Here is a 25,416-nt window from a genome sequence, read left to right as displayed (position 1 = left end):
GTTCCGGCCCGGCAGGTCATGCAGTGGCTGGCCGCCGTACCCGACCCGGAGATTCCCGTGCTGTCGGTGGTCGACCTGGGCCTGATCCGCGACGTGTCCTGGGACGGCACCACCTGCGTGGTGACGATCACGCCCACGTATTCGGGCTGCCCGGCCATGCAGGAGATCTCGTCGGGAATACGCGACGCATTGCTGGCGCAGGGCATCGAGCAGCTGCGCATCGAAACGCGCCTGTCGCCGGCCTGGACGACCGACTGGATGAGCGAGAAGGGGCGCCAGGCGCTGCAAGGCTACGGCATTGCGCCGCCGGGGGAAAAAGCCATCGACATCTCGGGCATCACCCGGCGCGCGAGCGATGTGGTCGTGCCTTGCCCCCTGTGCGGGTCGGCGCATACGCGCCTGGTCAGCCATTTCGGCTCGACGGCCTGCAAAGCCCTGTATCGCTGCATGGATTGCGGCGAACCCTTCGATTACTTCAAGGCCCATTAGTTTCCCATGAGTCAGTTCTATTCATTGAAAGTGGCCTCGGTGGCCAAGAATACGCGGGACGCGGTGGTCGTGACCTTCGACGTTCCCCCCGAGTTGAGTGATACCTTCGCATTCCGGCCCGGCCAGTACCTGACCTTGCGCACCCAGTTGGACGGCGAGGAGCTGCGCCGTTCCTATTCGATCTGCGCGGCGCCGGGCGACAGGCTGCTGAGGGTGGCGATCAAGCGTTTGAACGACGGCGCCTTCTCGGGCTGGGCCAACGAGCATCTGGCGGCCGGCCAGGCGCTGGACGTGATGCCGCCGGACGGGCATTTCACGGTGGAGTTCTCGCCCGAACATGCCCGCCGCTATGCCGCGTTCGCGGTGGGCAGCGGCATCACCCCCATCCTGTCGCTGGTCAAGACCGCGCTCGACACCGAGCCGGGCAGCAGCTTCACCCTGTTTTTCGGCAACCGGGCCTCGTCGGCGGTGCTGTTCCGCGAAGAGATCGAAGACCTGAAGAACCGCTACATGGAGCGCTTTTCGCTGGTCTATGTCATGAGCCGCGAGCACCAGGACATCGACCTGTTCAACGGCCGCCTGGACGGCCCCAAGGTCGAGCAGCTGCTGAACCTGTGGATGCCGCCTTCGCAAATCGACTATGCCTTCGTGTGCGGCCCGCAAGACATGACGGAATCCGTGACGCAGGCATTGCGGGACAAGGGCCTGGACAAGTCGCAGATCAAGTTCGAGCTGTTCGGATCGCCCAAGGGGCCGCGGGTCCTGCGCACCGGACACGAGGCCCGCAAGGCGCCCGGTCGCGAGCAGTGCGAGCTGACCGTCGTTCAGGACGGACTGACCCGGACACTGACCATAGAGAAGAACAAGGACAGCGTGCTCGATTCCGCGCTGGCCCAGGGCGTGGAGCTGCCGTATTCCTGCAAGGGCGGGGTCTGTTCGACCTGCCGCTGCAAAGTGATCGAAGGCGAGGTCGACATGGATGCGAACTTTGCGCTCGAGGACTACGAAGTCGCGCGCGGCTTCGTGCTCAGTTGCCAGAGTTTTCCGGTTACGGATAAGCTGGTGATCGATTTCGACCAGGAAACCTGATTTTCATACGAGGGCGGGGCGCCGGCGGCGCATACCGCCCATGCAATCATATCGGCCATCGCAGCCATGCGGCGGCCGGCCAACAGGAGTGAACACCGTGTCGACCGATTTTTTCAAGGCTCATCAGGATGTCCTGGAGCAGGCCGTTGCGGCGGCCGCCACGCGCGGCTACTGGAGCCCTTTTTCCGAATCACCCAGCCCCCGGGTCTACGGCGAGACGGCCAACGACGAGGGCCGCGCCGCCTTCGAGGGCTACAAGGGCAAGGATTTTCCGCTGGCCCTGGACGGGGCGCAGGGCAGCGTGGACGGCGAGGTGTCGCCTTACGGCTTCGAGCTCGGCATTCGATATCCCCGGCTGTCCGTTCCTGCGTTGATCGAGCAGTCGCAGCGGGCGCTGGAGTCATGGCGCGCGGCCGGGCCGCAAGCCTGGGTGGGCGTGTCGCTGGAAATCCTGAAGCGCGTCAACCAGCGCAGCTTCGAAATGGCCTACGCGGTGCAGCACACCACCGGACAGGGTTTCATGATGGCCTTTCAGGCGGGCGGACCGCACGCGCAGGATCGCGGCCTGGAGGCCGTGGCCTATGCTTGGCAGGAAATGGCCCGCATCCCGGGGCTGGTCTCCTGGGAGAAGCCGCAAGGCAAGCACGATCCCATCAAAATGCAGAAGCGCTTCACGGTCGTGCCGCGCGGCATCAGCCTGCTCATAGGCTGCTCCACCTTTCCGACCTGGAACGGCTATCCGGGCATGTTCGCCAGCCTGGCAACGGGCAACACCCTGATCGTCAAGCCGCACCCCAGCGTCATCCTGCCGCTGGCCATCACCGTGAAGATCGCGCGCGAGGTCCTGGCCGAAGCCGGCTTCGATCCCAACGTGGTGCTGCTGGCGGCCCACCTCGCGGGGGACGATACGGCCCAGCAACTGGCCCTGGATCCGGCGGTCAAGCTGATCGACTTCACCGGCAGCAGCGCCAACGGCAACTGGCTGGAGCAGAACGCGCGGCAGGCACAGGTGTACACGGAAAAGGCCGGCGTGAATCAGGTCATCATCGATTCGGTCGACGATTTCAAGAGCGTGGCGCGCAACCTGGCGTTTTCGTTTGCGCTGTATTCCGGGCAGATGTGCACGGCGCCGCAGAACATCTATGTGCCGCGTGAAGGCATCAAGACCGCCGATGGCCATATGAGTTTCGACGATGTGGCGGCGGGCCTTGCGCAGGCCGTGGAGAAACTGGTGTCGGATCCGGCGCGCGCGGTGGAGATCACCGGGGCGATACAGAATACGGGCGTTGTGCAGCGCATTGGTGAGGCGCGTGCGCTGGGGCTGTCCGTGCTGTGCGACAGCCAGGCCATCGAACATCCCCAGTTCCAGGGTGCCCGCATCGCGACACCCTTGCTGCTGAAGGCGGACGCCGCCGATGCGGTCATCATGCGCGAATGGTTCGGTCCCATCGTGTTCGTGGTGGCGACCGACTCCACCGATGACAGCATCAAGCTGGCGCGGGATACGGTCGTCGAGCATGGCGCCCTGACCCTGGCCGCCTACACCATCGACGATGCCGTGGCGCGGGAAGTGGAGAAGGCGGCCGAGCGCGCGGGAGTGTCGCTGTCGCTGAATCTGACCGGCGGCGTCTTCGTGAACCAGACGGCGGCGTTCAGCGATTTCCATGGCACCGGCGCCAATCCGGCCGCCAATGCGGCCCTGTCGGACACGGCCTATGTGGCCAATCGCTTCCGCGTGGTGCAAACGCGCTGGCACGCATAAAAACAAGACTGGAGACTTCATGAGCTACGAGAACATTGTCTTTGACCTGGACGGCGGCATCGCACGCATCACCTTCAATCGCCCCGACAAGCTGAACAGCTTCACCGCGGCGATGCACGGTGAATTGGCAGACGCCCTGACAAAGGTCGAGAGCGGCCAGGCGCGCGTGCTGGTGCTGACGGGAAATGGACGCGGCTTCTGCGCGGGCCAGGATCTGTCCGAACGGGAAATGAGCGCAGGCTCGGCGCCGATAGACCTAGGTTCCACCATCGAAAAATACTATGCGCCGCTGGTGCGCCGCCTGCGCGCTTTGCCCATGCCTGTCGTGGTCGGCGTCAACGGCGTGGCGGCCGGCGCCGGCGCCAATCTGGCCCTGGCCGGCGACATCGTCATCGCCAAGCAGTCGGCCAGCTTCATCCAACCTTTCTGCCGCCTCGGGCTCCTGCCCGACACGGGCGGCACCTATGTCCTGCCGCGCCTGGTGGGCCAGGCCCGCGCCATGGGGCTGTCCATGCTGGGCGACAAGCTCAGCGCCGAAAAGGCCGAGCAGTGGGGCCTGATCTGGCAATGCGTGCCCGACGATGCCTTCGAGGCGCGCCTGGACGAGTTGGCCCGGCATTTCGCCGATGCGCCCACCAAGGGCCTGGCCTATACCAAGCGGGCGCTGAACCGGAGTCTGGCCAACAGCCTGGACGAGCAGCTGGACCTGGAACGCGACCTGATGCGCGAACTGGGCGCCAGCCACGATTACGCCGAAGGCGTGGCCGCCTTCCTGGGCAAGCGCCAGCCGGCATTCAAGGGGAAATGATGAGTTCCCTGGCGCCTACTTCCACGCAAGACGCGGCCCTGCCCGAAGATCCGCAGGCCCTGGCCGAACTGACGGCCAGAACCATGTACGACGGCGATGCCGCCTCCCAGGCACTGGGAGCGCGCGTCGTTTCGGTGGGGCCGGGCACGGCGAGCATGGCCATGACGGTGCGGGCCGACATGCTCAACGGCCACAAGACCTGCCATGGCGGCTTCATTTTCGCCCTGGCGGACAGCACTTTTGCGTTTGCGTGCAACTCGCGCAATGCGGCAACGGTGGCGTCGGGCTGCACCATCGATTATCTGGCTCCCGGCTTCGAGGGCGATGTGCTGACCGCGCAGGCCACGGAATATTCGCTGGCCGGGCGCACGGGCGTCTACGACGTGCAGGTCACCAACCAGGACGGCAAGCGCATCGCGATTTTCCGCGGGCGCTCGTATCGCATCAAAGGCCAGGTGGTTGGCGGATAGCCATTGAAGGAATCCAGCGGGATGCCCGGCTTTTCAGACGCGGGCTCCCGCATTCATATGAAACGCAGGTATAGGGTAGGAGTAAAGAATGTCTGAGTCGAAATCGTCGAATGCCGGGCGCGATGCCATCGAGCATGCCAGCCGGGATGAATTGCAAAGCCTGCAGCTCGAACGCCTGAAATGGTCGCTCAGGCATGCCTACGACAACGTGCCCCCTTACCGGGCCGCGTTCGACAAGGCGGGGGTGCATCCCGACGATTTGAAGCAGCTGTCGGATATCTCGCGTTTTCCATTCACGACCAAGCAGGACCTGCGCGACAACTACCCGTTCAATATGTTCGCGGTTCCGCGCGAGAAGGTGTCCCGCATCCACGCATCCAGCGGCACCACCGGCAAGCCCACCGTGGTCGGCTATACCGCGAAAGACATCGATAACTGGGCCGATCTCGTGGCCCGCTCGATCTGGGCGGCCGGCGGCCGTCCCGGCGACATCGCCCACGTGGCCTACGGCTACGGCCTGTTCACGGGCGGGCTGGGCGCGCATTACGGGGCGGAAAAGCTGGGCTGCTCGGTGGTGCCGATGTCCGGCGGCCAGACCGAGAAACAGGTGCAATTGATCCAGGACTTCAAGCCGGACATCATCCTGGTCACGCCTTCCTACTTCTGCAATATCCTGGAGGAAATGGAGCGCCAGGGCATGGACCCGCGCGACAGTTCCCTGCGCATCGGCATCTTCGGCGCGGAGCCCTGGACGGGCCAGATGCGCAAGGACATCGAGCAGCGCGCGGGCATCGATGCGCTGGACATCTACGGCCTGTCGGAAGTCATGGGCCCGGGCGTGGCCATGGAGTGCGTCGAATCCAAGGACGGCCCGGTGGTGTGGGAAGACCATTTCTATCCCGAGATCATCAATCCGGATACCGGCGAGGTCGTCCCCGACGGCGAAGAGGGCGAGTTGGTCTTCACCTCGCTGACCAAGGAAGCCATGCCGGTGATACGCTACCGTACACGCGACCTGACGCGGCTGCTGCCGCCCACGTCGCGCAGCATGCGCCGCATCGACAAGATCACGGGCCGCAGCGACGACATGCTGATCGTGCGCGGCGTCAATCTGTTCCCGACCCAGGTCGAGGAAGTCGTGCTGAAGATGCCCGAGCTGGCGGCGCAGTATCAACTGGTGCTGACGCGCAGCGGCAACCTGGACGAGCTGGAAATCCTGACGGAAGTGCGTCCCGAGTTCGACCACCTCAGCGTTTCCGAGCGCGACCAGCTGGCGGGCAAGCTCAAGCATGCGGTCAAGACCTATATCGGCGTGTCGGCGCGCGTCACGGTGCAGACGGCCGGGCTGGTCGAACGCACGCTGACGGGCAAGGCCAGGCGGGTCATCGACAAGCGGCCCAGATAGGCCGCTGTTTCGGGGCCGGCGTTGCGCCGGCGCCTTGCCGCGCCCAACTTCCCAAGAAGGTATCATTCAAGGTTCGCAAACGTTAACGGACGTATGGATGAATACGCATGCTGTCGGGGCCGCCGTGGCCGGAATCGGAGTCGACTTGTTGCGCCTGGAGCGCATCGAGCGCGTATTCGCCCGTCACGGCGAGCGTTTCGCGCGCCGGATACTCGGTCCGCAGGAAATAGAAAAATTCAATATTCGCTATCAGCGCGATCCGCAGCGAGGCCTGCGCTTCCTGGCCTCGCGCTTTGCCGCCAAAGAGGCCTTTTCCAAGGCCATAGGCCTGGGCATGCACAGCCCCATGACCTGGTCGCGGATGCAAACCCTTAACGAAGCCAGCGGCAAGCCCTGCGTGCGCCTGTCCGAGCCCCTGGCAAGCTGGTACGGCTGCCGCTTCGGCGCGGCGCATGTTTCAATTACGGATGAGAGCGATATGGTCGCGGCCTTTGTCGTGGTCGAAGCCCGCAAGCCCGAAATCAAGGATTAAATGGAAGACGCATTATGGTAGCCAAGAATACGCGCGCGACTCTGCCTCCCGGCCCGGTCATGGTGGATGTCGAAGGAACCGTGCTGACGGCGCACGAGCGTGCCCGCCTGCGCGATCCGCTGGTGGGCGGGGTGATACTCTTCGCCCGCAACTTCGATCATCGCGAACAGCTGGCCGCCTTGTGCCAGGCCATACACGACGAGCGCGACGAGCCCTTGCTCATCGCGGTGGACCACGAAGGAGGGCGGGTGCAGCGTTTCCGGACCGACGGCTTCACGTCCATTCCCGCCATGAGCGTGTTCGGCGAGCTCTGGTCGCAGGATTCGCTGGCCGCCATGCGCCTGGCGTCGGAAACGGGCTATGTGCTGGGCGCCGAGCTGCGCGCCTGCGGCGTGGACCTGAGCTTCACCCCTGTGCTGGATCTGGACTACGGGGTCAGCAAAGTCATCGGCAACCGCTCCTTCCACCGCGATCCCCGCGTCGTGGCCATGCTGGCGCGCGCCCTGATACAGGGCCTGGCGCTGGCGGGCATGGCCGCCTGCGGCAAGCACTTTCCCGGCCATGGCGCGGTCGAAGCCGATTCGCACCACGAGATTCCCGTCGACGAGCGCGACTTCGAGCAGATCATGCAGAAAGACGCGGCGCCCTACGGCTGGCTGGGCGACATGGTCCTGCCCTCGGTCATGCCGGCCCACGTCATCTATCCCAAGGTCGACCCTCATCCCGCCGGCTTTTCCGCGCATTGGATACAGAAGGTGTTGCGCCAGGACCTGGCTTACGATGGCGTGGTCTTTTCCGACGACCTGACCATGGAAGGCGCGACGGTGGCCGGCGACATCCTGGCCCGCGCCCAGGCCGCCCTGGGGGCGGGCTGCGACATGGTGCTTGTGTGCAACCGCCCCGACCTGGCCGACGACCTCCTGGCCCGCCTACAGGTGGAGCACAGCCCCGCTTCGATCCAGCGCATACGCCGCCTGACCCCGTGCATCCCGGCCCTGGACTGGGACGCCTTGCAGGCCGATGAACGTTATCAATATGCCCGACGACTTCAATCTCAAATCGTTTCTGGCTGACCTGCCGCATCTGCCCGGCGTGTATCGCCATATCGATGCACAGGGCGAGGTATTGTACGTAGGAAAGGCGCGCGACCTGAAGAAGCGCGTGAATTCGTATTTCCAGAAGACGCTTAGCAGCCCGCGCATCACCCATATGGTGGCGCGGGTCGTGCGGCTGGAGGTCACCGTCACGCGCTCCGAGGCCGAGGCGCTGCTGCTTGAAAACAACCTTATCAAGCGCTTGAAGCCGCGTTACAACATTCTTTTCAGGGATGACAAGTCGTATCCCTACCTGATGTTCAGCGGCCACGACATACCGCGCATCGCCTATTATCGCGGCAGCACCAGCGGCAACGGCCGGTATTTCGGGCCCTATCCCAATGCCTGGGCCGTGCGCGAAACCATACAGATACTGCAACGCGTGTTCCGCCTGCGCACCTGCGAGGACAGCGTCTACGCCAACCGCTCCAGACCCTGCCTGCTGCATCAGATAGGGCGTTGTTCGGCGCCCTGTGTAGATCTGATCTCCGACGAGGCCTATCGCGCCGACGTCGAGCGCGCCGTGCAGTTCCTGGACGGCCGCGCCAGCAAGGTGTTGCGCGACATCGAGAAGCGCATGCACGAAGCGTCCGAAGCGCTGGAGTTCGAGCGCGCCGCGTTGCTGCGCGACCAGATGGGCGCGCTGGCCAAGGTGCTGCAGCAGCAGTCCATGGAAAAAGTCGGCAACGACGATGTGGACGTGATCGCCATCGCCTCGGCGGGCGGGCGCATCTGCGTCAACCTGGCCATGGTGCGCGGCGGCCGGCACCTGGGCGACAAGCCCTTCTTTCCGACCCATACCCATGACGACAGCCCGGGCGAGGTGCTGGCGGCTTTCGTGGCGCAGCACTACATGGATAGCGGCATGCCGCCGGTGCTGGTCTGTTCGCACGCGCTGCCCGACCCCGACCTGATGGGGCTGCTGGCCGAGCAGACGGGCGTCAAGGCCCGGATACTGGTCAAGCCCCAGGGCATGCGCAAGGCCTGGCTGGAGCAGGCGGTGAAGAACGCGGAGCTCGCGCTGGCTCGCCTGCTGACCGAGTCCAGCGCCCGTGCGGCGCGCAGCCTGGCCCTGGCCACCGTGCTGGAACTGGACACCGACGAGGCGGCCCTGGACGCCCTGCATATCGAGTGCTTCGACATCAGCCATACCGCCGGCGAGGCTACGCAAGCGTCTTGCGTGGTGTATCAGCACCATGCCATGCAGCCGTCCCTGTATCGCCGGTACAACATCGCCGGCATTACGCCGGGCGACGATTACGCCGCCATGCGCCAGGTGCTGACGCGCCGTTTCAGCCGGGTGGCGGACGGGCAGGCCCAGATGCCCAATGTGGTGCTGATCGACGGCGGAAAGGGGCAGGTGGAGATCGCCCGGCAGGTTTTCGTGGAACTGGGCCTGGACACGCAGACCATCGTCGGGGTGGCCAAGGGGGAAGGCCGCAAGGTGGGCCTGGAAACGCTGGTATTCGTCGATGGCCGCGCCCCGGTGGCCCTGGGCATCGAGTCCGCGGCTTTGATGCTGGTGGCGCAGATTCGCGACGAGGCGCACCGTTTCGCCATTACGGGCATGCGCGCGCAACGGGCCAAGGCGCGCAATGTATCGCGCCTGGAAGAGATCGAGGGCATAGGCGCGCGGCGGCGTCAGAAGCTGCTGGCGCGCTTTGGCGGGTTCTCCGGCGTGGTCGACGCCAGCGTCGACGACCTGCGGTCCGTGGAAGGGATTTCCGACGAATTGGCCGAACGCATCTATCAGGCCCTCCGATAAGGTAGTATTCATCTTATGCCCATGAATCTACCCATCGCCCTGACCTGGCTGCGCATCGCCATGATCCCCCTGATCGTGGCGCTGTTCTACATCCCGGCCGACTGGATCTCGGTGCCGCTGCGCGACACCGTGGCCGCGCTGGCCTTCATCGTGGCCGCCCTGACCGATTGGTTCGATGGCTGGCTGGCCCGCCGCTGGAACCAGACCTCGTCCTTCGGCGCCTTCCTGGATCCGGTCGCCGACAAGCTCATGGTCTGCGCGGCCCTGCTGATATTGCTGGATCTGAACCGGGTCGACTCCTTCATCGCCCTGATCATCATCGGGCGTGAGATCACCATTTCGGCCCTGCGCGAATGGATGGCCAAAATCGGCGCCAGCGGCAGCGTGGCGGTGCATTGGCTGGGCAAATTCAAGACCGCCGCCCAGATGGTCGCGATTCCCTGCCTGCTGTACTGGAGGCCCTTCCATGGCATATCCCTGGAACTCATCGGTCAGATACTGATCGTCATCGCCGCCATCCTGACGGTATGGTCCATGTGCTATTACCTGCGCCGCGCATGGCCTGAAATCCGCGACCGCTCCGACCGGCGCTGAGCTTTTTTCAACAGAACACGCAATGACCGCCGCAAGCCTCGCTCAAATTCCGGATACGCCGGCCCTTAAGCGCCGCGATTGGACCATCATCGGCCTGATCGCCTCGGCGCACGCCTCGTCCCACTTCTTCCAGCTGGTCTTTCCCACGCTGTATTTGTCGCTGGCGCACGAGTATGGCTACGATTTCGTCAAGCTGGGCATGCTGGCCTCGGTGTTCTTCCTGGTGTCCTGCCTGGGGCAGGCTTCGTCCGGGTTCGTGGTCGACCGCATCGGCCCGGCGCCGGTGCTGCGCTTCGGCCTGGCCAGCTTCGTCGTCTCGGGCATCCTCATCGCGGCCTCCAACGGATACGCCATGCTGGTCCTGGCGGCCGTCATCGGCGGGCTTGGAAACTCGGTCTTCCATCCCGTGGACTACTCCATCATCAATCATCGCGTCAGCCAGCGTCGGCTGGGCCACGCCTTCAGCACGCACGGCCTGACCGGGAACCTGGGCTGGGCCCTGACCCCGGTTTTCATGGCCGGCATCATCTATGTGTCGAATTGGCGGGTGGCCGCCTTCGCGGCGGCGGCCCTGGTCGCTTTCGTCCTGCTGCTGACCTGGCTGGGGCGCGATCTGCTGGCCGGCCGCAACGCGGCGGTCGAACTCGAGCAGGCCGTGGCTGCCGACCCCTCGGCGGGCGACGCCGCGCCCGATCTGGCGCAGCAAACCGTGGGCCGGACCCTGGCCACCTTGCTGGTGCAGCCGGCGCTGTGGGGCGCTTTCCTGTTCTTCGCCTTTACGTCCATGGCTCTGTCGGCCGTACAGAACTACACCATACCCATGCTGGGCGATGTCTACGGCATCGACAAGGTCATGGCAGGCACCACCTTGTCCGCCTATATGATCGCCGCGGCCGCGGGCATGCTGGCGGGCGGCTTCCTGGTGGGCGCCACGCCCAATACGGAACGCACCGTGGCCATTTCGCTGCTGCTGGCCGGAGGCCTGCTGGTCGTGCTGGCCATGGGCTCGGTCCCCTCGTCCTTCGCCATGGTGTTGGTGGCCATGGCGGGTTTCTGCTCGGGCGTTTCTGCCCCCTCGCGCGACATGCTCATACGGCGGGTCACGCCCAAGGGCGCCACGGGGACTGTCTATGGCCTGGTGTATTCCGGCATGGACGTAGGCTCGTCGCTGGCGCCGGTGGGCTTCGGCCTGATGCTGGACGCCGGTTTCAGCCAGGGGCCGTGGTTCGGAGCCGCCACGGGCTTCGTGGTGGCGGCGGTGCTGGCCGTGATGGTTGCCAAGGCGGCCGGCCGCAGCATTGCTCACGCCGCCGCCACCGCGCGCGCTTGATGCGCACACGCGCTCGTATCTTCCGCCGGTCTACTGCCTTGGGTTGCGGTCCAGGCTGACTTGCGCCGGGCCGCTGCTGCGCCAGGGGTTGATGTCCAGCCCGCCGCGTCGCGTATAGCGGGCATATACCAGCAGGGATTGCGGCTGGCAGGCATGCCAGATGTCGCAATACATCTTTTCCACGCAGTGCTCGTGGAATTCGGTGTGCCGGCGCAGGGAAACGATATAGGCCAGCAGGGACTCGTGATCGATGCGCGGGCCGGTATAGCGGACCTGTACGCTGCCCCAGTCGGGCTGGCCGGTTACCGGACAATTGGATTTCAGTAGATCCGACACCAGCGTTTCGCTGGTGACTTCCCCGCCTGGCAAGCAGCGCAGCAATCCCGGCGCCGGCTCGTAGGCAGTGATTTCAATGTCGGCGCCGTCGATGTTGACGCCTTCCAGAGGATGGCAGGGCACAGCAGCGGTCTGGCTCAATTCAGCCAGTTCGACCTGCACCGGCGCGCCCGCGGCCCGGCTCAGATCGCCGACCATGATCTCGCGTACGGCCTGAGCATGATCGAAACGCTCTTCGCTGAACGAGTTCAGATAAAGCTTGAATGACTTCGATTCGATCAGCATGGGACTGTCATGCGGCACGACGAAGCGGGCCAGGGCGACGGCGGGCTTGCCTTTCTTGTTCAGCCACGAGACTTCGTAGGCATTCCAGATATCCGCGCCGAACCAGGGGCCGGGAATCCGCAGCGACTGGCGGTTGGCGGCGCGATCGATCGGAAACAAAAGCTTCGGGTCGTAGCGGTCGGGATAGCTGACGTCCTGGCCCAGGGGGGCCTGGATCAAAGAGGGATCTGGCATTGCGAAACGATGAGGGGCGGCCGAAAAAGCGGCGCCGGGGTTGAGGCGTACCGTCTATTGTACCTCTGGATGCTGCTGTTCCCATATGGTGAAAGACTGTTACCGGATTATGAAAAGCAAATGCTGCGATGCACTATCCATGGTTTCATAGCGAAAAATATCATTCCACATAAAGAAATAAAAAATACAAGTATTTGTTTTTGTTGAATAATATTTTTTGTCTTATATAAGACATAAGTGAGGTTTGCCCCGCAACAAGCGCGTAGACTTTTCCCATCGATTTCATCTTTTTCTACCATCAAAAGGAAAGCACCATGACTACACGGGAAAATGAAATACGCGACCTGCAGAAAACCTGGGCCGAGGATCCGCGCTGGCAAGGCATCAAACGCGGCTACGGCGCCGAAGACGTTGTCCGTCTGCGGGGTTCGGTGCCGGTCGAACATACCCTGGCCCGCCGCGGCGCCCGGAAACTGTGGGACCTGCTGCATACCGAGCCTTTCGTCAATTCCCTGGGCGCCCTGACCGGCAACCAGGCCATGCAGCAGGTCAAGGCGGGGCTGAAGGCCATCTACCTGTCTGGCTGGCAGGTGGCGGGCGACGCCAATGGCGCGGGCGAGATGTATCCCGACCAATCCCTGTATCCCGCCAATTCGGTTCCGCAGGTCGTGCGCCGCATCAATAATGCGCTGACACGCTGCGATCAGATCCAGTGGATGGAAGGAAAGAATCCCGGCGACCCGGATTACCTGGATTACTACGCGCCCATCGTGGCCGACGCCGAGGCGGGCTTCGGCGGCGTGCTGAACGCCTTTGAACTGATGAAGGCCATGATAGAGGCGGGCGCGGCCGGGGTGCATTTCGAAGACCAGCTCGCGTCGGTCAAGAAATGCGGCCATATGGGCGGCAAGGTGCTTGTGCCTACCCGCGACGCCGTCGCCAAGCTGGTGTCGGCCCGCCTGGCCGCCGACGTGCTCAATGTGCCCACGCTGCTGCTGGCCCGCACGGATGCCGACGCGGCCGACCTGCTTACCAGCGATATCGACGATAACGACCGTCCCTTCATCACCGGCGAGCGTACCGCCGAAGGCTTCTTCCGCACGCGCGCCGGCATTGAGCAGGGCATTTCGCGCGGCCTGGCCTACGCGCCTTACGCCGATCTGCTGTGGTGCGAAACCTCCACGCCCAACCTGGAGTACGCCCGTCAATTCGCCGAGGCGATCCATAGCCGCTTCCCGGGCAAGATGCTGGCCTATAACTGCTCGCCGTCCTTCAACTGGAAGAAGAACCTGGACGATGCCACGGTCGCGAAGTTCCAGCGCGAACTGGGCGCCATGGGCTACAAGTTCCAGTTCATCACCCTGGCGGGTTTTCATGCCCTGAACTACGGCATGTTCGAGCTGGCCCATGGCTACGCCCGCCGCCAGATGAGCGCTTTCGTGGAGCTGCAGCAAAAGGAGTTCGCCGCGGCCGATATCGGATTCACCGCCGTGAAGCATCAGCGCGAGGTGGGCACGGGCTACTTCGATGCCGTGACGCAAGCCATCGAGGGCGGCCAGTCCTCGACCACCGCGCTTGCGGGATCGACTGAGGAAGCGCAGTTCGAGTCTGCTTCCGGAGAGGGCCTGAAGGTGGCCTGACCGCCGCCTTGCCCATGGCGGGTCCGGGTAGGGGGCTCGGCCGGCCGTGGGTTCCTGGCCTTTTGCGGCGCCTTCGAGCGCCGCAATGCATGGAGGGCGGGAGCAAAACTTGATTAATATCAATATTGTAGATTCTGGTTTTGGTATAGTCTCCCTCCATGCGCGCCTTTTCCATTTTCTCCACCCCCAACGGCCTTTCCGGCGATGATCGGCAAAAGCGCCGCCATATGCTTGCCCGCCTGGGCCTGGGATGGCTGGCCATGATGCAGGTGATGATGTTCGCCTTTCCGGGCTATCTGCGCTCTGAAAGCATGGCGCCGGACAATCTGCAATTGCTCGACCAGGCCATATTCATGATGAACTGGATCAGCCTGGTGCTGACGGTTCCCGTCATGCTGTATTGCGCCTGGCCGGTGTGGGGCGGCGCAAGCCGCCAACTGCTGCGCGGACGCGTCGGCATGGATGTTCCGGTCGCCCTGGGCATCGTCGCCGCCTTCATTCCCAGCGCCCACGCCACCTGGACGGGCCACGGCGAGATCTATTTCGATTCCGTCACGATGTTCGTGGCTTTTCTGCTGACGGCCCGCTATCTGGAGCTTTGCGCGCGCCAATCGGTGGACGGGGGCGAAGCCCATCGCCTGATTGAACAGTTCAGCGCCGCGGTGTCCGGCCGCGCCAATCAATTGGCTTTCTGGTTCGTGGCCGTGCAGGTGGCCCTGGCCTTCATTGTCGGCGCGGCCTGGTATGTGTATGCGCCCCAGCACGCCATTGGCGTCATGGTGGCCCTGCTGGTCATGAGCTGCCCTTGCGCCATGGCGATGTCCGTACCCACGGCCGTGGCCGCGGCGCATGCCGGCCTTTCCGCCGTACCCGCCCGCAGCGAGGACGAGGTGCTGCGCCTGATCCAGGCGGCGGGACGGGTTGCGCGGCAGAACCTGTACGGCTCCGTGGCCTGGCATCTTTTGATGGTGCCCCTGGCCGCGGCGGGGTGGGTGGCCCCCTGGCTGGCGGCCATCAGCATGCTGCTGTCCTCGCTGGCGGTGGCGGCAAACTCCTGGCGCCTGTTCCGGCGGCAGACCCGCCAGGCGCCGACCGTCGCCTGGCAGGGCGCGGCCATGGAAGGCTGAACCGTGGAAGCCTCTCTGTTTCTGCTGCTGCCGATCTCGCTTCTGGCGGTGATCGCCATCGGGGCCGCTTTCTGGTGGGCCATTTTTGCCGGCCAGTTCGACGATGCCAACGAGGCGGCGCAAGCCATCCTCCTGGACGACGACAGTCCCGAAGGTCAGCGGGCGGGCGAAAAGAACACCTAGCTGGAATCGGTGTGTCGGTAGGAATGTTATCCAAAGTGTGGTGCGGAAACGTCAGCGGCAAGACGACTGGGTCCATCTTGATGCAGATCAAAGAGGGCTTGGGCTCGTTGCGCCATCATGCTGGCGTCTCATATTGTTTATTTGTTTAGGGGAAGCTCATGGGCACTTCCGATGCTATCGGAAATCAGGCTGAAACCTTCAACTATGGTGTCGTCAGGCAATTCACGATTGCCACCATAGTCTGGGGGGTGGTCGGCATGGCGGTCGGGGTACTGATCGCGGCGCAACTCATCTGGCCGGAACTCAATTTCAACACGCCGTGGCTCAGCTACGGCCGTCTGCGCCCATTGCATACGAACGGGGTGATCTTCGCCTTCGGCGGCAGTGCCTTGTTCGCCACGTCCTACTACGTGGTGCAGCGCACCTGTCAGGTGCGGCTGTTCAGCGACAAGCTGGCCGCCTTCACCTTCTGGGGATGGCAGGCCGTATTGGTGGGGGCGGTCATCACCCTGCCCATGGGCTTCACCAGCACCAAGGAATACGCCGAACTCGAATGGCCGCTGGACATCCTGATCGCCCTGGTCTGGATCACCTACGCCGTGGTGTTCTTCGGCACCATCGCCAAGCGCCGGGTCCGGCACATCTACGTGGCGAACTGGTTCTTCGGGTCCTACATCCTGACCATCGCCGTCCTGCATATTTTCAATAATCTTGAAATGCCGGTTTCATGGTGGAAGTCGTATTCCATCTATGGCGGCGTGCAGGACGCCATGGTGCAGTGGTGGTACGGCCATAACGCCGTGGGCTTCTTCCTGACCACCAGCTTCCTGGGCATGATGTACTACTTCGTGCCCAAGCAGGCCGAACGCCCCATTTACTCGTACCGCCTGTCCATCGTGCACTTCTGGGCGCTGGCCTTCACCTATATGTGGGCGGGCCCCCATCACCTGCTGTATACCTCCTTGCCCGACTGGACGCAGTCGCTGGGGATGGCCCTGTCGCTCATCCTGCTGGCGCCTTCCTGGGGCGGCATGATCAACGGCATCATGACTCTGTCGGGCGCCTGGCACAAGCTGCGCACCGACCCCATCCTGAAATTCCTGGTCGTGGCCCTGTCCTTCTACGGCATGTCCACCTTCGAGGGCTCGATGATGTCCATCCGCACCGTCAATGCCTTGTCGCATTACACCGACTGGACGGTGGGCCACGTGCATTCGGGCGCGCTGGGCTGGGTCGCCATGATCACCTTCGGATCCTTCTACTACATGATTCCCCGCCTTTACGGGCGCAGCGCCATGGCCAGCATGAAGCTGGTCGAGCTGCACTTCTGGATGGCGACGCTGGGCGTGGTCCTGTACATCAGCTCGATGTGGATCGCCGGCGTCATGCAGGGCCTGATGTGGCGCGCCACCGGCGCCGACGGCACCTTGACCTACAGCTTCGTCGAGGCGGTCAAGGCCACCTATCCCTTCTATGTCATCCGCTTGCTCGGTGGCCTGTGCTTCCTGTCGGGCATGGGCGTGATGGCCTGGAATACCTGGATCACCGTCAAGGGGCAGCCCAAAGTGAATCCCGTCGTCTATAAACGCAGTCCGGATCCGGTCGATCCCGCGCTGCTCGGCCCCGCGTCCGCCACGGCGGCGACGACGGGCATGGCTTGAGGAGAACCCGCATGTCCAAGAAAACCGCCGGTTTTTCCCACAAGCTGATCGAAACCAACGTCGGCCTGCTGATCATCCTGAGCATCGTGGTGATCTCCTTCGCGGGTCTGGTGCAGATCGTCCCCTTGTTCTTCCAGCATTCGACCACGGCGCCGGCCCCGGGCGTGCAGCCCTACGAGCCGCTCAACCTCATCGGCCGTGACGTCTACATACGCGAGGGATGCGTGGGCTGCCATTCGCAGCAGATCCGCATGCTCAGCTCCGAGGTGCTGCGCTACGGCCCTTATTCGCTGGCCGGCGAATCCACCTACGACTACCCCTTCCTGTGGGGTTCCAAGCGCACCGGCCCCGACCTGGCGCGGGTCGGCCAGCGCTATTCCGACGACTGGCACCGCGTGCACCTGCGCAATCCGCGTGACGTGGTGAAAGAGTCCAACATGCCCGCCTATCCCTGGCTGCAGCACAATCGGGTCGATCAGGAGAACGTCCAGGACCGCATGCGCGCGCTGCGCAAGCTGGGCGTGCCCTATACCGACGAGCAGATCCAGAAGGCGCCCGAGCAGTTGAAGGGCAAGACCGAAGAGGACGCCCTGGTGGCGTATCTGCAGGGCCTGGGCGTGGCCGGCCGCGAGGCGGCCGCCAAGGCGGTTTCCGAAGGAGCGCTGTAATGGCTATCGTCAATGGAATTGCAACAATCATCGCCATGCTGACCTTCCTGGGCATCGTATGGTGGGCTTACTCACGCGGCCGGGCCGACGCGAACCGGGAAGCATCGCTGCTGCCTTTCGCCATGCCCGATGAACGCTCGACGGATAAAAATGCAGGGGGCTCGCATGAGTGACTTCGTCAGTAGCTTCTGGAGCTACTTCATCGCCATCATCGCCATCGGCGGGATCGTCTTTTGCCTTTGGCTGCTGTTCACCCAGCGCGCCTGGCTGAAGAAGACCGTGCCTCAGGTCGAGGACACCGGACACGTCTGGGACGGCGACCTGACCGAGCTGAACACGCCGGTGCCGCGATGGTGGACGGTGTTCTACATAGGGCTGTGCGTCATTGCCCTGGGCATGCTGTTCCTGTATCCCGGCCTGGGCAGCTACGAGGGCACTCTGGGCTATACCGCGGCCAGGCAGGTCAAGGCGCAGCAAGAGGCCATGAACGAGCAGATCCGGCCGGTATACGCCCGCTACAAGGAAATGCCGATCACCGAGGTGGCCCACGACGAGCAGGCCCGCGAAATCGGGCAGCGGCTGTTCCTGAACAACTGTGCGCAATGCCATGGTTCGGATGCCCGGGGCAGCGGCAACTTCCCCAACCTGGCCGATGGCGACTGGCTGTACGGCGGCGCGCCCGAACAGATCCTGCAAACCATCACCAAGGGCCGGCACGGCATGATGCCCGCCTGGAAGTCGTCCATCAAGCCGGCCGAGGCCGCCGACATCGCCCAATACGTGCGTTCCCTGTCGGGCCTGGCCAGCGATCCGCTGCGCGTCGTGCCGGGCAAGCGCGGCTTCGAGACCTTCTGTGTCGCCTGCCACGGCGTCGAAGGCAAGGGCAACACCGCCCTGGGTGCGCCGAACCTGACCGACAATGTCTGGCTCTATGGCAGCTCCGAGGCGTCCATCGTGGACACCATCCTGAACGGACGCGAGAACCGCATGCCGGCGCAGGAAGGCATTCTGACCGAGGACCAGATCCGCATGCTTACCGCATGGGTATGGGGCTTGTCCAATCAGGGAACCAGCACAGCAGCGAAATAAAAGGCCACACATGAGCAGCGAACCACCCGTCAATCCGACCACGCAAACATCCGCGGCGGCGCCCGCCTGGCAGCCGCCCCGCGTATCCAGGGTCGGGGGTGGCGCTTCTCCGCAGGTCGAGAAGGCGCTGTCCGACGTGCGCAGCAAGATCTACCCGCGCTCGGTGTCGGGCATCTTCGCGCGCTGGCGCATCGTCATGGTGTTCGTGACGCAATTGATCTTCTACGGACTGCCCTGGCTGCAATGGAACGGCCGCCAGGCCGTATTGTTCGATCTGGCCGCGCGCAAGTTCTACATCTTCGGCATGGTGCTGTGGCCGCAGGACGTCATCTACCTGGCCGTCCTGCTGGTGGTTTCGGCCTTCGCCCTGTTCCTGTTCACCGCGATGGCGGGGCGCCTGTTCTGCGGCTATGCCTGTCCGCAAACGGTCTATACCGAAATCTTCATGTGGGTCGAGCGGCGCATCGAGGGCGACCGGCTGGCGCGCATCCGCCTGGACGAGCAACCCTGGACATGGCGCAAGATACGCCTGAAGGCATCCAAGCACATCGTCTGGCTGCTGATCGCCTGGTGGACGGGCTCCACCTTCATCGGCTATTTCGCGCCCATACGCGAACTGGGCATGGGCCTGCTGACCCTGTCCCTGGGGCCGTGGCAGTGGTTCTGGATGGTGTTCTACGCCTTCGCGACCTGGGGCAACGCGGGCTTCATGCGTGAAGCCGTCTGCAAATACATGTGCCCCTATGCGCGCTTCCAGAGCGTGATGGTCGACGACGACACCTTCGTGGTGACCTACGACCATGTGCGCGGTGAGCCCAGGGGCGGACGCTCGCGCCGCATCGACCACAAGGAAGCCGGCATGGGCGACTGCGTCGATTGCAGCCTGTGCGTGCAGGTTTGCCCCACCGGCATCGACATCCGCGACGGCCTGCAATACATGTGCATAGGCTGCGGCGCCTGTGTCGACGCCTGTGATCAGGTCATGGAAAAAATGGATTATCCCAAAGGCCTGATCCGATATACCTCCGGGCGCGCCATCGCCGACGGCATGACGCAAAGCCAGGTCCGCAAGCGCATGCTGCGGCCGCGGGTGCTGGCTTACTCCTTCATATTGGGGTTGATCGTCATTGGCTTCGTGGTGTCGCTGGCCACGCGCACGAACCTGCGCATGGACGTCATCCGCGACCGGGGCGTACTGGGCCGCGAAGTGGCGGGCGGCATGATAGAGAACGTTTATCGCCTGCAGTTCATCAACACGTCCGAGTCGCCGGTCGAGCTGACCCTGGGCGCCAGCGGTCTGCCCGAGCTGTCCATCATGACGGCCGACCATGGCGCGACCACAGTCCACGTCGATCCGGCGTCGAACCGGCTGGTGCCCATCGTGGTACGGGCGCCGGCCGGCAAGGTCGACGCGGGCCTGCACGATATCGAGCTCACCGTGGTGGGCAGCTATGGCGAGGAAGGCGAAACGACCGTCGTCGAGCGTTCCAGCTTTTTTGTGCCAAAATGATTCCAGGAGGCAGCACCATGTCCGACACCCAACCCACTGGCGCGAATGGGCCCGAAAACAGCAGCAAGCCCTGGTGGCGGGAGCCCTGGCCATGGATACTCATGGCCGGCCCGGCGGCGGCCGTCGTTGGCTGTATCATTACCATTGTGCTGGCGGTGCAGAATTTTGGGGATCAGGCCATTACCGACGGGGGCGTCAAGCGCGGCCTGGTCGTCAGCAAGCAAACCCAGACTCCGCCGCCTTCAAAACCTTAGGCAAGCAAAAGAATACGACGGGAGACCTTTATGCGGTGGCGTTCATTGATGTGGATTTTATGGCCTTCGTTCCTGGTGGGCGCGGCCACCAGTGCAGCGGTATTCGCCATGGTCGATCCCCTGGATATCGCCTTTTTCGGCTATATGGAAGCTACTCGCCAGCAAGTGTATGCGGGGGGATTCTTTCTTTTCTGGCTGATGGCCGCCTTGTCCAGCGCCCTGAGCCTGCACCTGGCGCCTCGCGGCCAGCTGGTCGACGAGTTCGGCGATCCCATAGAGCAATAACCGCCGCGTAGCGGCGGGGCGGCCCTCAGCCGCAGTCGGTGCCGGCCAGCGCCTGCAGATTGCGCATGTCCAGGATGTGGACCTCGCGTTGCTGGACCCGGATCAGCCCCTCCCGCGCAAAGCGGGAAAACAGACGGCTGACGGTCTCCAGGGTCAGGCCCAGGTAGTTGCCGATTTCCTCGCGGCTCATGCGCAGGATGAATTCACTGGCCGAATAGCCCAGCACAACCAGCCTTTGCGACAGGTTCACCAGGAAGGCGGCCAGCCTTTGCTCGGACCGCAGGGCGCCCAGGGCCATGATCAGATGGTGCGAACGGCTGATTTCCTTGCTCATGAGCCGCCGGAACTGTTGCTGCAGCACTGGAAGATGCTGCGACAGCTGGTCCATTTCGTCTATGCGTATGACACAGACTTCGGTATCTTCCAGCGCGATGGCGTGGGATACATGGGTGTTGTCCAGCAGGCCGTCCATGCCCAGGATCTCGCCGGGCAGCAGGAAGCCGGTGATCTGCACCTGGCCGGAGGAATCCTCCAGCTGGGTCTTCAGGGAGCCCGACCGGATGCCGTACACCGCTTCGGTCTTGTCGCCCAGGCGGAACAGGGCACTCCCCTTGGGGATGCGGATGCGTTCCTTGACCAATTCATCCAGCTTGGCGACATCATTGCGCGGCATGCCCAGCGGCAGGCATATTTCGCTGAGCATGCAAGTGGAACAGCGCGTCGAATTGGGAGTAACAGGAATTTTTTTCTGCATTCAATCGTCCTCGTGGGCGAGGAAGTAAGGTTCGGCGGCCAGCTAAGGGCCGTATGCTTCATTGTAAGCTTTCAGTCAGGGAGACTGGCGCATCCCTTGCCATGACATGCATCAAGTATACGGTAGCGGGCTTTTAATCCCTTGCTTGTCACCTGAGTGTGGTTTTTTCGCCAGTGGGATTCCAGTAGGCGGGCGATGCATAGCGCGCCTTGACCATGTCGATGAACAGGCGTACACGCAGGGGCAGGTGCTTGCGTTCGGGCAGCATGGCGAAAATGCCGTTGGCCGGGGCCGCGTAGTCGTCCAGCACGCTGATCAGGCGCCCCTCGGCCAGGTCCTCCTGGACTTCCCACAAAGAACGCCAGGCCAGCCCGATGCCGGCCAGCGTCCACTGATGCAGCACCGATCCGTCGCTGCAGGCCATATTGCCCTTGACGCGCACGGCGCGCAGTTCCCCGTCCTGCCTGAGCAGCCACCCCCGGGCCTGATTGCCCTGGTTGCCGAAAGACAGGCAGTTGTGCTGCGCCAGATCGTCGGGCGTATTGGGGCGGCCGTATTCCTGCAGGTAGGACGGAGCGGCGACGATGACGCGTTTGTTGTCGGCCAGGCGCAATCCGACGATCTGGGAATCGTCCAGTTCGCCCAGGCGGATGGCGCAGTCGTAGCGTTCTTCGATGAGATCGACCAGGCGGTCGCTGAGGTCGAGGGTGACGGTGACCTCGGGGTAGGCGGCGACGAACTCGGGTATCAGCGGCGCCACGTGGCGCCGCCCGAAGCCCGCCGGCGCGCTGACGCGCAAATGCCCGCTGGGCCGTATGCTGCCCTGTGAAATGCGCGATTCAGCGTCATTCAGTTCGCGCAGGATGCGCTGCGCCTCTTCGAACAGTTCGGCGCCTTCCGAGGTCAGGGACAGGCGGCGGGTGGAGCGCGCCAGAAGCTTGATGCCCAGGCGCGCTTCAAGCGAGCTGATGCGCCGGCCCATCATTGCCGGGGCGATGCCTTCGGCCCGGGCGGCGGCCGACAGGCTGCCCAGTGTCGCAACGGCCACGAAGCTTTCGAGTTGTTTGAATTTGTCCATGCTGGCGTGTCAGGTAGGCGGCCAGTCAGTGCGGGGCCGGGCCAAGTGCAATAGTATCAGCATGGGGAACGCCTTCGGTCCGCGGCGGCCGCAAACGCCCTTGAAAATGCCTGTTCCGGCCGCACATATTCACTATTCGAGCACATGCTCTCCCATTTCAGTGAAAACCATATTATGCGATACGATAAATTGACGACGAAGTTCCAGCAGGCCCTTGCCGACGCGCAAAGCCTGGCCGTGAAGCACGATAATCAGTATATCGAGCCGGCCCACGTCCTGGCGGCCCTGCTGGCCGATACGGACAGCGGTGCGGCCAGCCTGCTGGCGCGCGCCGGCGTGGCGGCCAACCGCCTGGGGCCGGCCTTGAACACGCAGATCGAAAGCTTCCCCCAGGTGCAGGGCGCCGAGGGCAATATCCAGGCCAGCCGCGATTTGCAGGCGGCGCTGGCGCGCACCGACAAAGAGGCCTCGAACCGGGGCGATACCTATATTGCCAGCGAACTCTTCCTGCTGGCCATGTCCGACGACAAGGGCGAAACCGGCCGGCTCCTGCGCGAGTCGGGCCTGCAGCGCAAGGCGCTGGAAGCCGCCATCGAGGCGGTGCGCGGCGGCGCGTCGGTATCCGACTCCGAAGGCGAATCCAACCGCGAGGCCTTGTCCAAGTACACCACCGACCTGACCGAGCGCGCCCGCCAGGGCAAGCTGGACCCGGTGATCGGCCGCGACGACGAAATCCGCCGTTCCATACAGATATTGCAGCGACGCACCAAGAACAACCCTGTGCTCATCGGCGAGCCGGGCGTGGGCAAGACGGCCATCGTCGAAGGGCTGGCGCAGCGCATCGTCAACAACGAGGTGCCCGAGACCCTGAAGGGCAAGCGGGTATTGTCCCTGGACATGGCGGCCTTGCTGGCCGGCGCCAAGTATCGGGGCGAATTCGAAGAGCGGCTGAAGGCGGTCCTGAAGGAGCTTTCCCAGGACGACGGGCAGACCATCGTCTTCATCGATGAATTGCACACCATGGTCGGCGCGGGCAAGGCCGAGGGCGCGATGGACGCCGGCAACATGCTCAAGCCCGCCCTGTCGCGCGGCGAACTGCATTGCATAGGCGCGACCACGCTGGACGAATACCGCAAGTACATCGAGAAGGATGCCGCGCTGGAACGCCGCTTCCAGAAGGTCTTCATCAACGAGCCCGATGTCGAATCCACCATTGCCATCCTGCGCGGCCTTCAGGAGCGCTATGAACTGCACCATGGCGTAGCCATTACCGATCCGGCCATCGTGGCGGCGGCCGAGCTCTCCAACCGCTACATCACCGACCGCTTCCTGCCCGACAAGGCCATCGACCTGATCGACGAGGCGGCGGCCCGCATCCGCATGGAAATCGATTCCAAGCCCGAGGTCATGGACAAGCTGGATCGCCGCATCATCCAATTGAAGATCGAGCGCGAAGCGGTCAACAAGGATACGGATGAAGGTTCGCAGCGCCGGCTGAAGGCCATCGAAGACGAGCTCCTGAAGCTGCAGCGCGAGTACAACGACTTCGAGGAAATCTGGAAGGCCGAGAAGGCCGCGGTGCAGGGCTCGCAGGCGATCAAAGAGGAGATCGAACGCACGCGCGCCGAGATGGCCGAGCTGCAGCGCAAGGGCCAGTTCGACAAGCTGGCCGAGCTGCAGTACGGCAAGCTGCCCGAGCTGGAAGGCCGTTTGCAGGCCGCCGAGGCGGGCCAGCAGGAAGCCGGCGCGTCGGAGCATCCCCGCCTTTTGCGCACGCAGGTGGGAGCCGAGGAAATCGCGGAAGTCGTATCGCGGGCGACCGGCATACCCGTGGCCAAGATGATGCAGGGCGAGCGCGACAAGCTGCTGAAGATGGAGGATTTCCTGCACGAGCGGGTGGTGGGCCAGAACGAGGCCGTCAGCCTGGTGGCCGACGCGATACGCCGTTCCCGCGCCGGGCTGTCGGATCCGTCCCGGCCCTATGGCTCTTTCCTGTTCCTGGGACCGACCGGGGTGGGCAAGACGGAATTGACCAAGGCGCTGGCCAGCTTCCTGTTCGATTCGGACGACCACATGATACGCATCGACATGAGCGAATTCATGGAGAAGCATTCGGTGGCCCGCTTGATCGGGGCGCCCCCGGGCTATGTCGGCTATGAGGAGGGCGGCTACCTGACCGAGGCGGTGCGGCGCAAGCCCTACAGCGTGGTGCTGCTCGACGAGGTCGAGAAGGCGCACCCGGACGTGTTCAATGTGCTGTTGCAGGTGCTGGACGATGGCCGGCTGACCGACGGCCAGGGGCGCACGGTGGATTTCCGGAATACGGTGATCATCATGACGTCGAACCTGGGGTCGCAGCATATCCAGAGCATGGCGGGGCAGCCGTACGAGGTGGTGAAGGAGGTGATCTGGGACGAGCTGAAGCAGTCGTTCCGGCCCGAGTTCCTGAACCGGATCGACGAGGTGGTGGTATTCCATGGCTTGGAAGCCAAGCACATCGAGTCGATTGCGCGGATCCAGCTTCAGCGGCTGGGGCAGCGGCTGGCGCAGAAGGAGATGCGCCTGGAAGTGTCGGATGCGGCTCTGGCGCAGCTGGCGCGCGCGGGCTTCGATCCAGTCTTCGGGGCGCGTCCCTTGAAGCGGGCGATCCAGCAGCATATCGAGAATCCGATCGCGCGCCTGATCCTGGAGGGCAAGTTCGGTCCGAAGGACGTGGTGCCTGTGGATTGGCAGGGCGACAAGTTCGTGTTCTCACGGACGCTGCAGTAATTTGTGTCGTTGCGGTAGGAAAGCATGGCCGGACCGAGGTTCGGCCATGCTTTTTTTGTTGGCGGGCGTTATTGGTTTCTTGCCTGATGGCGGGCTATTTAACGCTACCGGTTTATTTATTCTTGCGGCGCCGGCGGCCGGGGGTGGGGCCCTGCCGGCACGGCTGGCGGTCCGGCCCTTGGCCGGACTACCCGCGCCTTCCTCG

At 63.8% G+C, this 25,416-nt stretch carries 25 protein-coding genes; 22 read left to right on the top strand and 3 right to left on the bottom strand.

Annotated features, from left to right (window positions below; genetic code table 11):
• Window positions 1-18 precede the first annotated feature (18 nt).
• The 11 genes from paaD (at window position 19) to OEG81_RS10795 (ending at window position 11,338) form a co-directional block, all read left to right on the top strand.
• The gene (gene paaD, locus OEG81_RS10845; RefSeq protein ID WP_264132572.1) at window positions 19-489 is read left to right on the top strand and encodes a 1,2-phenylacetyl-CoA epoxidase subunit PaaD; all 471 of its coding nucleotides are present in this window, start codon (window positions 19-21) and stop codon (window positions 487-489) included.
• Between the two features lie 6 nt (window positions 490-495).
• Window positions 496-1,578, top strand: coding sequence for a 1,2-phenylacetyl-CoA epoxidase subunit PaaE (gene paaE, locus OEG81_RS10840; RefSeq protein ID WP_264129251.1), 1,083 nt, complete (start codon window positions 496-498; stop codon window positions 1,576-1,578).
• Window positions 1,579-1,675: 97 nt separating this feature from the next.
• On the top strand, window positions 1,676-3,340 hold the full coding sequence (gene paaN / locus OEG81_RS10835) for a phenylacetic acid degradation protein PaaN (RefSeq protein ID WP_264129250.1): 1,665 nt from the start codon (window positions 1,676-1,678) through the stop codon (window positions 3,338-3,340).
• 19 nt (window positions 3,341-3,359) lie between these two features.
• Window positions 3,360-4,148, top strand: coding sequence for a 2-(1,2-epoxy-1,2-dihydrophenyl)acetyl-CoA isomerase PaaG (gene paaG, locus OEG81_RS10830; protein ID WP_264129249.1), 789 nt, complete (start codon window positions 3,360-3,362; stop codon window positions 4,146-4,148).
• Window positions 4,145-4,618: a hydroxyphenylacetyl-CoA thioesterase PaaI gene (paaI, locus tag OEG81_RS10825; protein ID WP_412034060.1), complete on the top strand. Its 474-nt coding sequence runs from the start codon at window positions 4,145-4,147 to the stop codon at window positions 4,616-4,618. The genes paaG and paaI overlap by 4 nt, the downstream gene beginning before the upstream one ends.
• 88 nt (window positions 4,619-4,706) lie before the next feature.
• On the top strand, window positions 4,707-6,023 hold the full coding sequence (gene paaK, locus OEG81_RS10820) for a phenylacetate--CoA ligase PaaK (protein ID WP_264129248.1): 1,317 nt from the start codon (window positions 4,707-4,709) through the stop codon (window positions 6,021-6,023).
• Between the two features lie 97 nt (window positions 6,024-6,120).
• Window positions 6,121-6,555: a holo-ACP synthase gene (acpS, locus tag OEG81_RS10815; RefSeq protein ID WP_264129247.1), complete on the top strand. Its 435-nt coding sequence runs from the start codon at window positions 6,121-6,123 to the stop codon at window positions 6,553-6,555.
• A gap of 14 nt (window positions 6,556-6,569) precedes the next feature.
• Window positions 6,570-7,628: a beta-N-acetylhexosaminidase gene (gene nagZ / locus OEG81_RS10810; protein WP_412034059.1), complete on the top strand. Its 1,059-nt coding sequence runs from the start codon at window positions 6,570-6,572 to the stop codon at window positions 7,626-7,628.
• Window positions 7,591-9,414 (top strand): excinuclease ABC subunit UvrC, encoded by a 1,824-nt coding sequence (gene uvrC, locus OEG81_RS10805; RefSeq protein WP_264132569.1) that lies wholly within the window; start codon window positions 7,591-7,593, stop codon window positions 9,412-9,414. The genes nagZ and uvrC overlap by 38 nt, the downstream gene beginning before the upstream one ends.
• 15 nt (window positions 9,415-9,429) lie before the next feature.
• A complete protein-coding gene (pgsA, locus tag OEG81_RS10800) occupies window positions 9,430-10,008 on the top strand; it encodes a CDP-diacylglycerol--glycerol-3-phosphate 3-phosphatidyltransferase (RefSeq protein WP_264129245.1) in 579 nt (192 codons plus the stop codon).
• A gap of 22 nt (window positions 10,009-10,030) precedes the next feature.
• Window positions 10,031-11,338, top strand: coding sequence for an MFS transporter (locus OEG81_RS10795; protein ID WP_264129244.1), 1,308 nt, complete (start codon window positions 10,031-10,033; stop codon window positions 11,336-11,338).
• A 30-nt stretch (window positions 11,339-11,368) separates the two neighbouring features.
• On the opposite strand, the gene queF is transcribed toward OEG81_RS10795, so the two are convergent.
• Window positions 11,369-12,193 carry an NADPH-dependent 7-cyano-7-deazaguanine reductase QueF gene (gene queF / locus OEG81_RS10790; RefSeq protein ID WP_264129243.1) on the bottom strand — a complete coding sequence of 275 codons (825 nt, stop codon included), beginning with the start codon at window positions 12,191-12,193 and terminating at the stop codon, window positions 11,369-11,371.
• Window positions 12,194-12,507: 314 nt separating this feature from the next.
• Between queF and aceA the strand changes: the two genes are divergently transcribed.
• From aceA to OEG81_RS10740, 10 genes are all read left to right on the top strand, one after another.
• The gene (aceA, locus tag OEG81_RS10785) at window positions 12,508-13,833 is read left to right on the top strand and encodes an isocitrate lyase (RefSeq protein WP_264129242.1); all 1,326 of its coding nucleotides are present in this window, start codon (window positions 12,508-12,510) and stop codon (window positions 13,831-13,833) included.
• A gap of 158 nt (window positions 13,834-13,991) precedes the next feature.
• On the top strand, window positions 13,992-14,960 hold the full coding sequence (locus OEG81_RS10780) for a hypothetical protein (RefSeq protein ID WP_264129240.1): 969 nt from the start codon (window positions 13,992-13,994) through the stop codon (window positions 14,958-14,960).
• Window positions 14,961-14,963: 3 nt separating this feature from the next.
• A complete protein-coding gene (gene ccoS / locus OEG81_RS10775; protein WP_264129239.1) occupies window positions 14,964-15,143 on the top strand; it encodes a cbb3-type cytochrome oxidase assembly protein CcoS in 180 nt (59 codons plus the stop codon).
• Between the two features lie 158 nt (window positions 15,144-15,301).
• A complete protein-coding gene (ccoN, locus tag OEG81_RS10770; RefSeq protein ID WP_264129238.1) occupies window positions 15,302-16,804 on the top strand; it encodes a cytochrome-c oxidase, cbb3-type subunit I in 1,503 nt (500 codons plus the stop codon).
• 11 nt (window positions 16,805-16,815) lie between these two features.
• Window positions 16,816-17,472, top strand: a complete 657-nt coding sequence (gene ccoO, locus OEG81_RS10765) for a cytochrome-c oxidase, cbb3-type subunit II (RefSeq protein ID WP_264129237.1) — start codon at window positions 16,816-16,818, stop codon at window positions 17,470-17,472.
• A complete protein-coding gene (locus OEG81_RS10760; protein ID WP_264129236.1) occupies window positions 17,472-17,645 on the top strand; it encodes a cbb3-type cytochrome oxidase subunit 3 in 174 nt (57 codons plus the stop codon). The genes ccoO and OEG81_RS10760 overlap by 1 nt, the downstream gene beginning before the upstream one ends.
• The gene (ccoP, locus tag OEG81_RS10755) at window positions 17,638-18,561 is read left to right on the top strand and encodes a cytochrome-c oxidase, cbb3-type subunit III (protein WP_264129235.1); all 924 of its coding nucleotides are present in this window, start codon (window positions 17,638-17,640) and stop codon (window positions 18,559-18,561) included. The genes OEG81_RS10760 and ccoP overlap by 8 nt, the downstream gene beginning before the upstream one ends.
• Before the next feature lie 10 nt (window positions 18,562-18,571).
• Window positions 18,572-20,071, top strand: coding sequence for a cytochrome c oxidase accessory protein CcoG (ccoG, locus tag OEG81_RS10750; RefSeq protein WP_264129234.1), 1,500 nt, complete (start codon window positions 18,572-18,574; stop codon window positions 20,069-20,071).
• 17 nt (window positions 20,072-20,088) lie between these two features.
• Complete coding sequence (locus OEG81_RS10745; protein WP_264129232.1) at window positions 20,089-20,325, top strand: FixH family protein; 237 nt, start codon at window positions 20,089-20,091, stop codon at window positions 20,323-20,325.
• A gap of 30 nt (window positions 20,326-20,355) precedes the next feature.
• On the top strand, window positions 20,356-20,610 hold the full coding sequence (locus OEG81_RS10740; RefSeq protein ID WP_264129230.1) for a hypothetical protein: 255 nt from the start codon (window positions 20,356-20,358) through the stop codon (window positions 20,608-20,610).
• Between the two features lie 25 nt (window positions 20,611-20,635).
• Here OEG81_RS10740 and fnr read toward each other — a convergent pair whose 3' ends face one another.
• Together fnr and OEG81_RS10730 are read right to left on the bottom strand one after the other, a co-directional pair.
• Complete coding sequence (gene fnr, locus OEG81_RS10735) at window positions 20,636-21,364, bottom strand: fumarate/nitrate reduction transcriptional regulator Fnr (protein WP_264129229.1); 729 nt, start codon at window positions 21,362-21,364, stop codon at window positions 20,636-20,638.
• A gap of 148 nt (window positions 21,365-21,512) precedes the next feature.
• Window positions 21,513-22,442, bottom strand: a complete 930-nt coding sequence (locus tag OEG81_RS10730) for a LysR family transcriptional regulator (protein WP_264129228.1) — start codon at window positions 22,440-22,442, stop codon at window positions 21,513-21,515.
• Between the two features lie 174 nt (window positions 22,443-22,616).
• On the opposite strand from OEG81_RS10730, the gene clpB reads away from it, so the two are divergent.
• Window positions 22,617-25,211 (top strand): ATP-dependent chaperone ClpB, encoded by a 2,595-nt coding sequence (gene clpB, locus OEG81_RS10725; RefSeq protein WP_264129227.1) that lies wholly within the window; start codon window positions 22,617-22,619, stop codon window positions 25,209-25,211.
• The last annotated feature ends 205 nt before the right edge of the window (window positions 25,212-25,416 follow it).

The organism is Pollutimonas sp. M17, from assembly GCF_025836975.1.
In the GTDB taxonomy this organism is placed as follows: Bacteria; Pseudomonadota; Gammaproteobacteria; order Burkholderiales; family Burkholderiaceae_B.
Note: the sequence above shows the minus strand (reverse complement) of the source record. Positions and strands in the feature narration are given on the sequence as shown.

What these genes read in the sequence shown, in the direction of transcription:
- paaE (WP_264129251.1), top strand. Translation starts at nt 496, where the DNA reads ATGAGTCAGTTCTATTCATTGAAAGTGGCCTCGGTGGCCAAGAATACG.
- OEG81_RS10760 (WP_264129236.1), top strand. Translation starts at nt 17,472, where the DNA reads ATGGCTATCGTCAATGGAATTGCAACAATCATCGCCATGCTGACCTTC.
- pgsA (WP_264129245.1), top strand. Translation starts at nt 9,430, where the DNA reads ATGCCCATGAATCTACCCATCGCCCTGACCTGGCTGCGCATCGCCATG.
- queF (WP_264129243.1), bottom strand. Translation starts at nt 12,193, where the DNA reads ATGCCAGATCCCTCTTTGATCCAGGCCCCCCTGGGCCAGGACGTCAGC.
- paaK (WP_264129248.1), top strand. Translation starts at nt 4,707, where the DNA reads ATGTCTGAGTCGAAATCGTCGAATGCCGGGCGCGATGCCATCGAGCAT.
- OEG81_RS10730 (WP_264129228.1), bottom strand. Translation starts at nt 22,442, where the DNA reads ATGGACAAATTCAAACAACTCGAAAGCTTCGTGGCCGTTGCGACACTG.
- nagZ (WP_412034059.1), top strand. Translation starts at nt 6,570, where the DNA reads ATGGTAGCCAAGAATACGCGCGCGACTCTGCCTCCCGGCCCGGTCATG.
- ccoO (WP_264129237.1), top strand. Translation starts at nt 16,816, where the DNA reads ATGTCCAAGAAAACCGCCGGTTTTTCCCACAAGCTGATCGAAACCAAC.
- ccoN (WP_264129238.1), top strand. Translation starts at nt 15,302, where the DNA reads ATGGGCACTTCCGATGCTATCGGAAATCAGGCTGAAACCTTCAACTAT.
- ccoG (WP_264129234.1), top strand. Translation starts at nt 18,572, where the DNA reads ATGAGCAGCGAACCACCCGTCAATCCGACCACGCAAACATCCGCGGCG.
- acpS (WP_264129247.1), top strand. Translation starts at nt 6,121, where the DNA reads ATGAATACGCATGCTGTCGGGGCCGCCGTGGCCGGAATCGGAGTCGAC.
- paaD (WP_264132572.1), top strand. Translation starts at nt 19, where the DNA reads ATGCAGTGGCTGGCCGCCGTACCCGACCCGGAGATTCCCGTGCTGTCG.
- OEG81_RS10780 (WP_264129240.1), top strand. Translation starts at nt 13,992, where the DNA reads ATGCGCGCCTTTTCCATTTTCTCCACCCCCAACGGCCTTTCCGGCGAT.
- clpB (WP_264129227.1), top strand. Translation starts at nt 22,617, where the DNA reads ATGCGATACGATAAATTGACGACGAAGTTCCAGCAGGCCCTTGCCGAC.
- uvrC (WP_264132569.1), top strand. Translation starts at nt 7,591, where the DNA reads ATGCCCGACGACTTCAATCTCAAATCGTTTCTGGCTGACCTGCCGCAT.
- ccoP (WP_264129235.1), top strand. Translation starts at nt 17,638, where the DNA reads ATGAGTGACTTCGTCAGTAGCTTCTGGAGCTACTTCATCGCCATCATC.
- paaI (WP_412034060.1), top strand. Translation starts at nt 4,145, where the DNA reads ATGATGAGTTCCCTGGCGCCTACTTCCACGCAAGACGCGGCCCTGCCC.
- paaG (WP_264129249.1), top strand. Translation starts at nt 3,360, where the DNA reads ATGAGCTACGAGAACATTGTCTTTGACCTGGACGGCGGCATCGCACGC.
- aceA (WP_264129242.1), top strand. Translation starts at nt 12,508, where the DNA reads ATGACTACACGGGAAAATGAAATACGCGACCTGCAGAAAACCTGGGCC.
- OEG81_RS10745 (WP_264129232.1), top strand. Translation starts at nt 20,089, where the DNA reads ATGTCCGACACCCAACCCACTGGCGCGAATGGGCCCGAAAACAGCAGC.
- OEG81_RS10740 (WP_264129230.1), top strand. Translation starts at nt 20,356, where the DNA reads ATGCGGTGGCGTTCATTGATGTGGATTTTATGGCCTTCGTTCCTGGTG.
- OEG81_RS10795 (WP_264129244.1), top strand. Translation starts at nt 10,031, where the DNA reads ATGACCGCCGCAAGCCTCGCTCAAATTCCGGATACGCCGGCCCTTAAG.
- fnr (WP_264129229.1), bottom strand. Translation starts at nt 21,364, where the DNA reads ATGCAGAAAAAAATTCCTGTTACTCCCAATTCGACGCGCTGTTCCACT.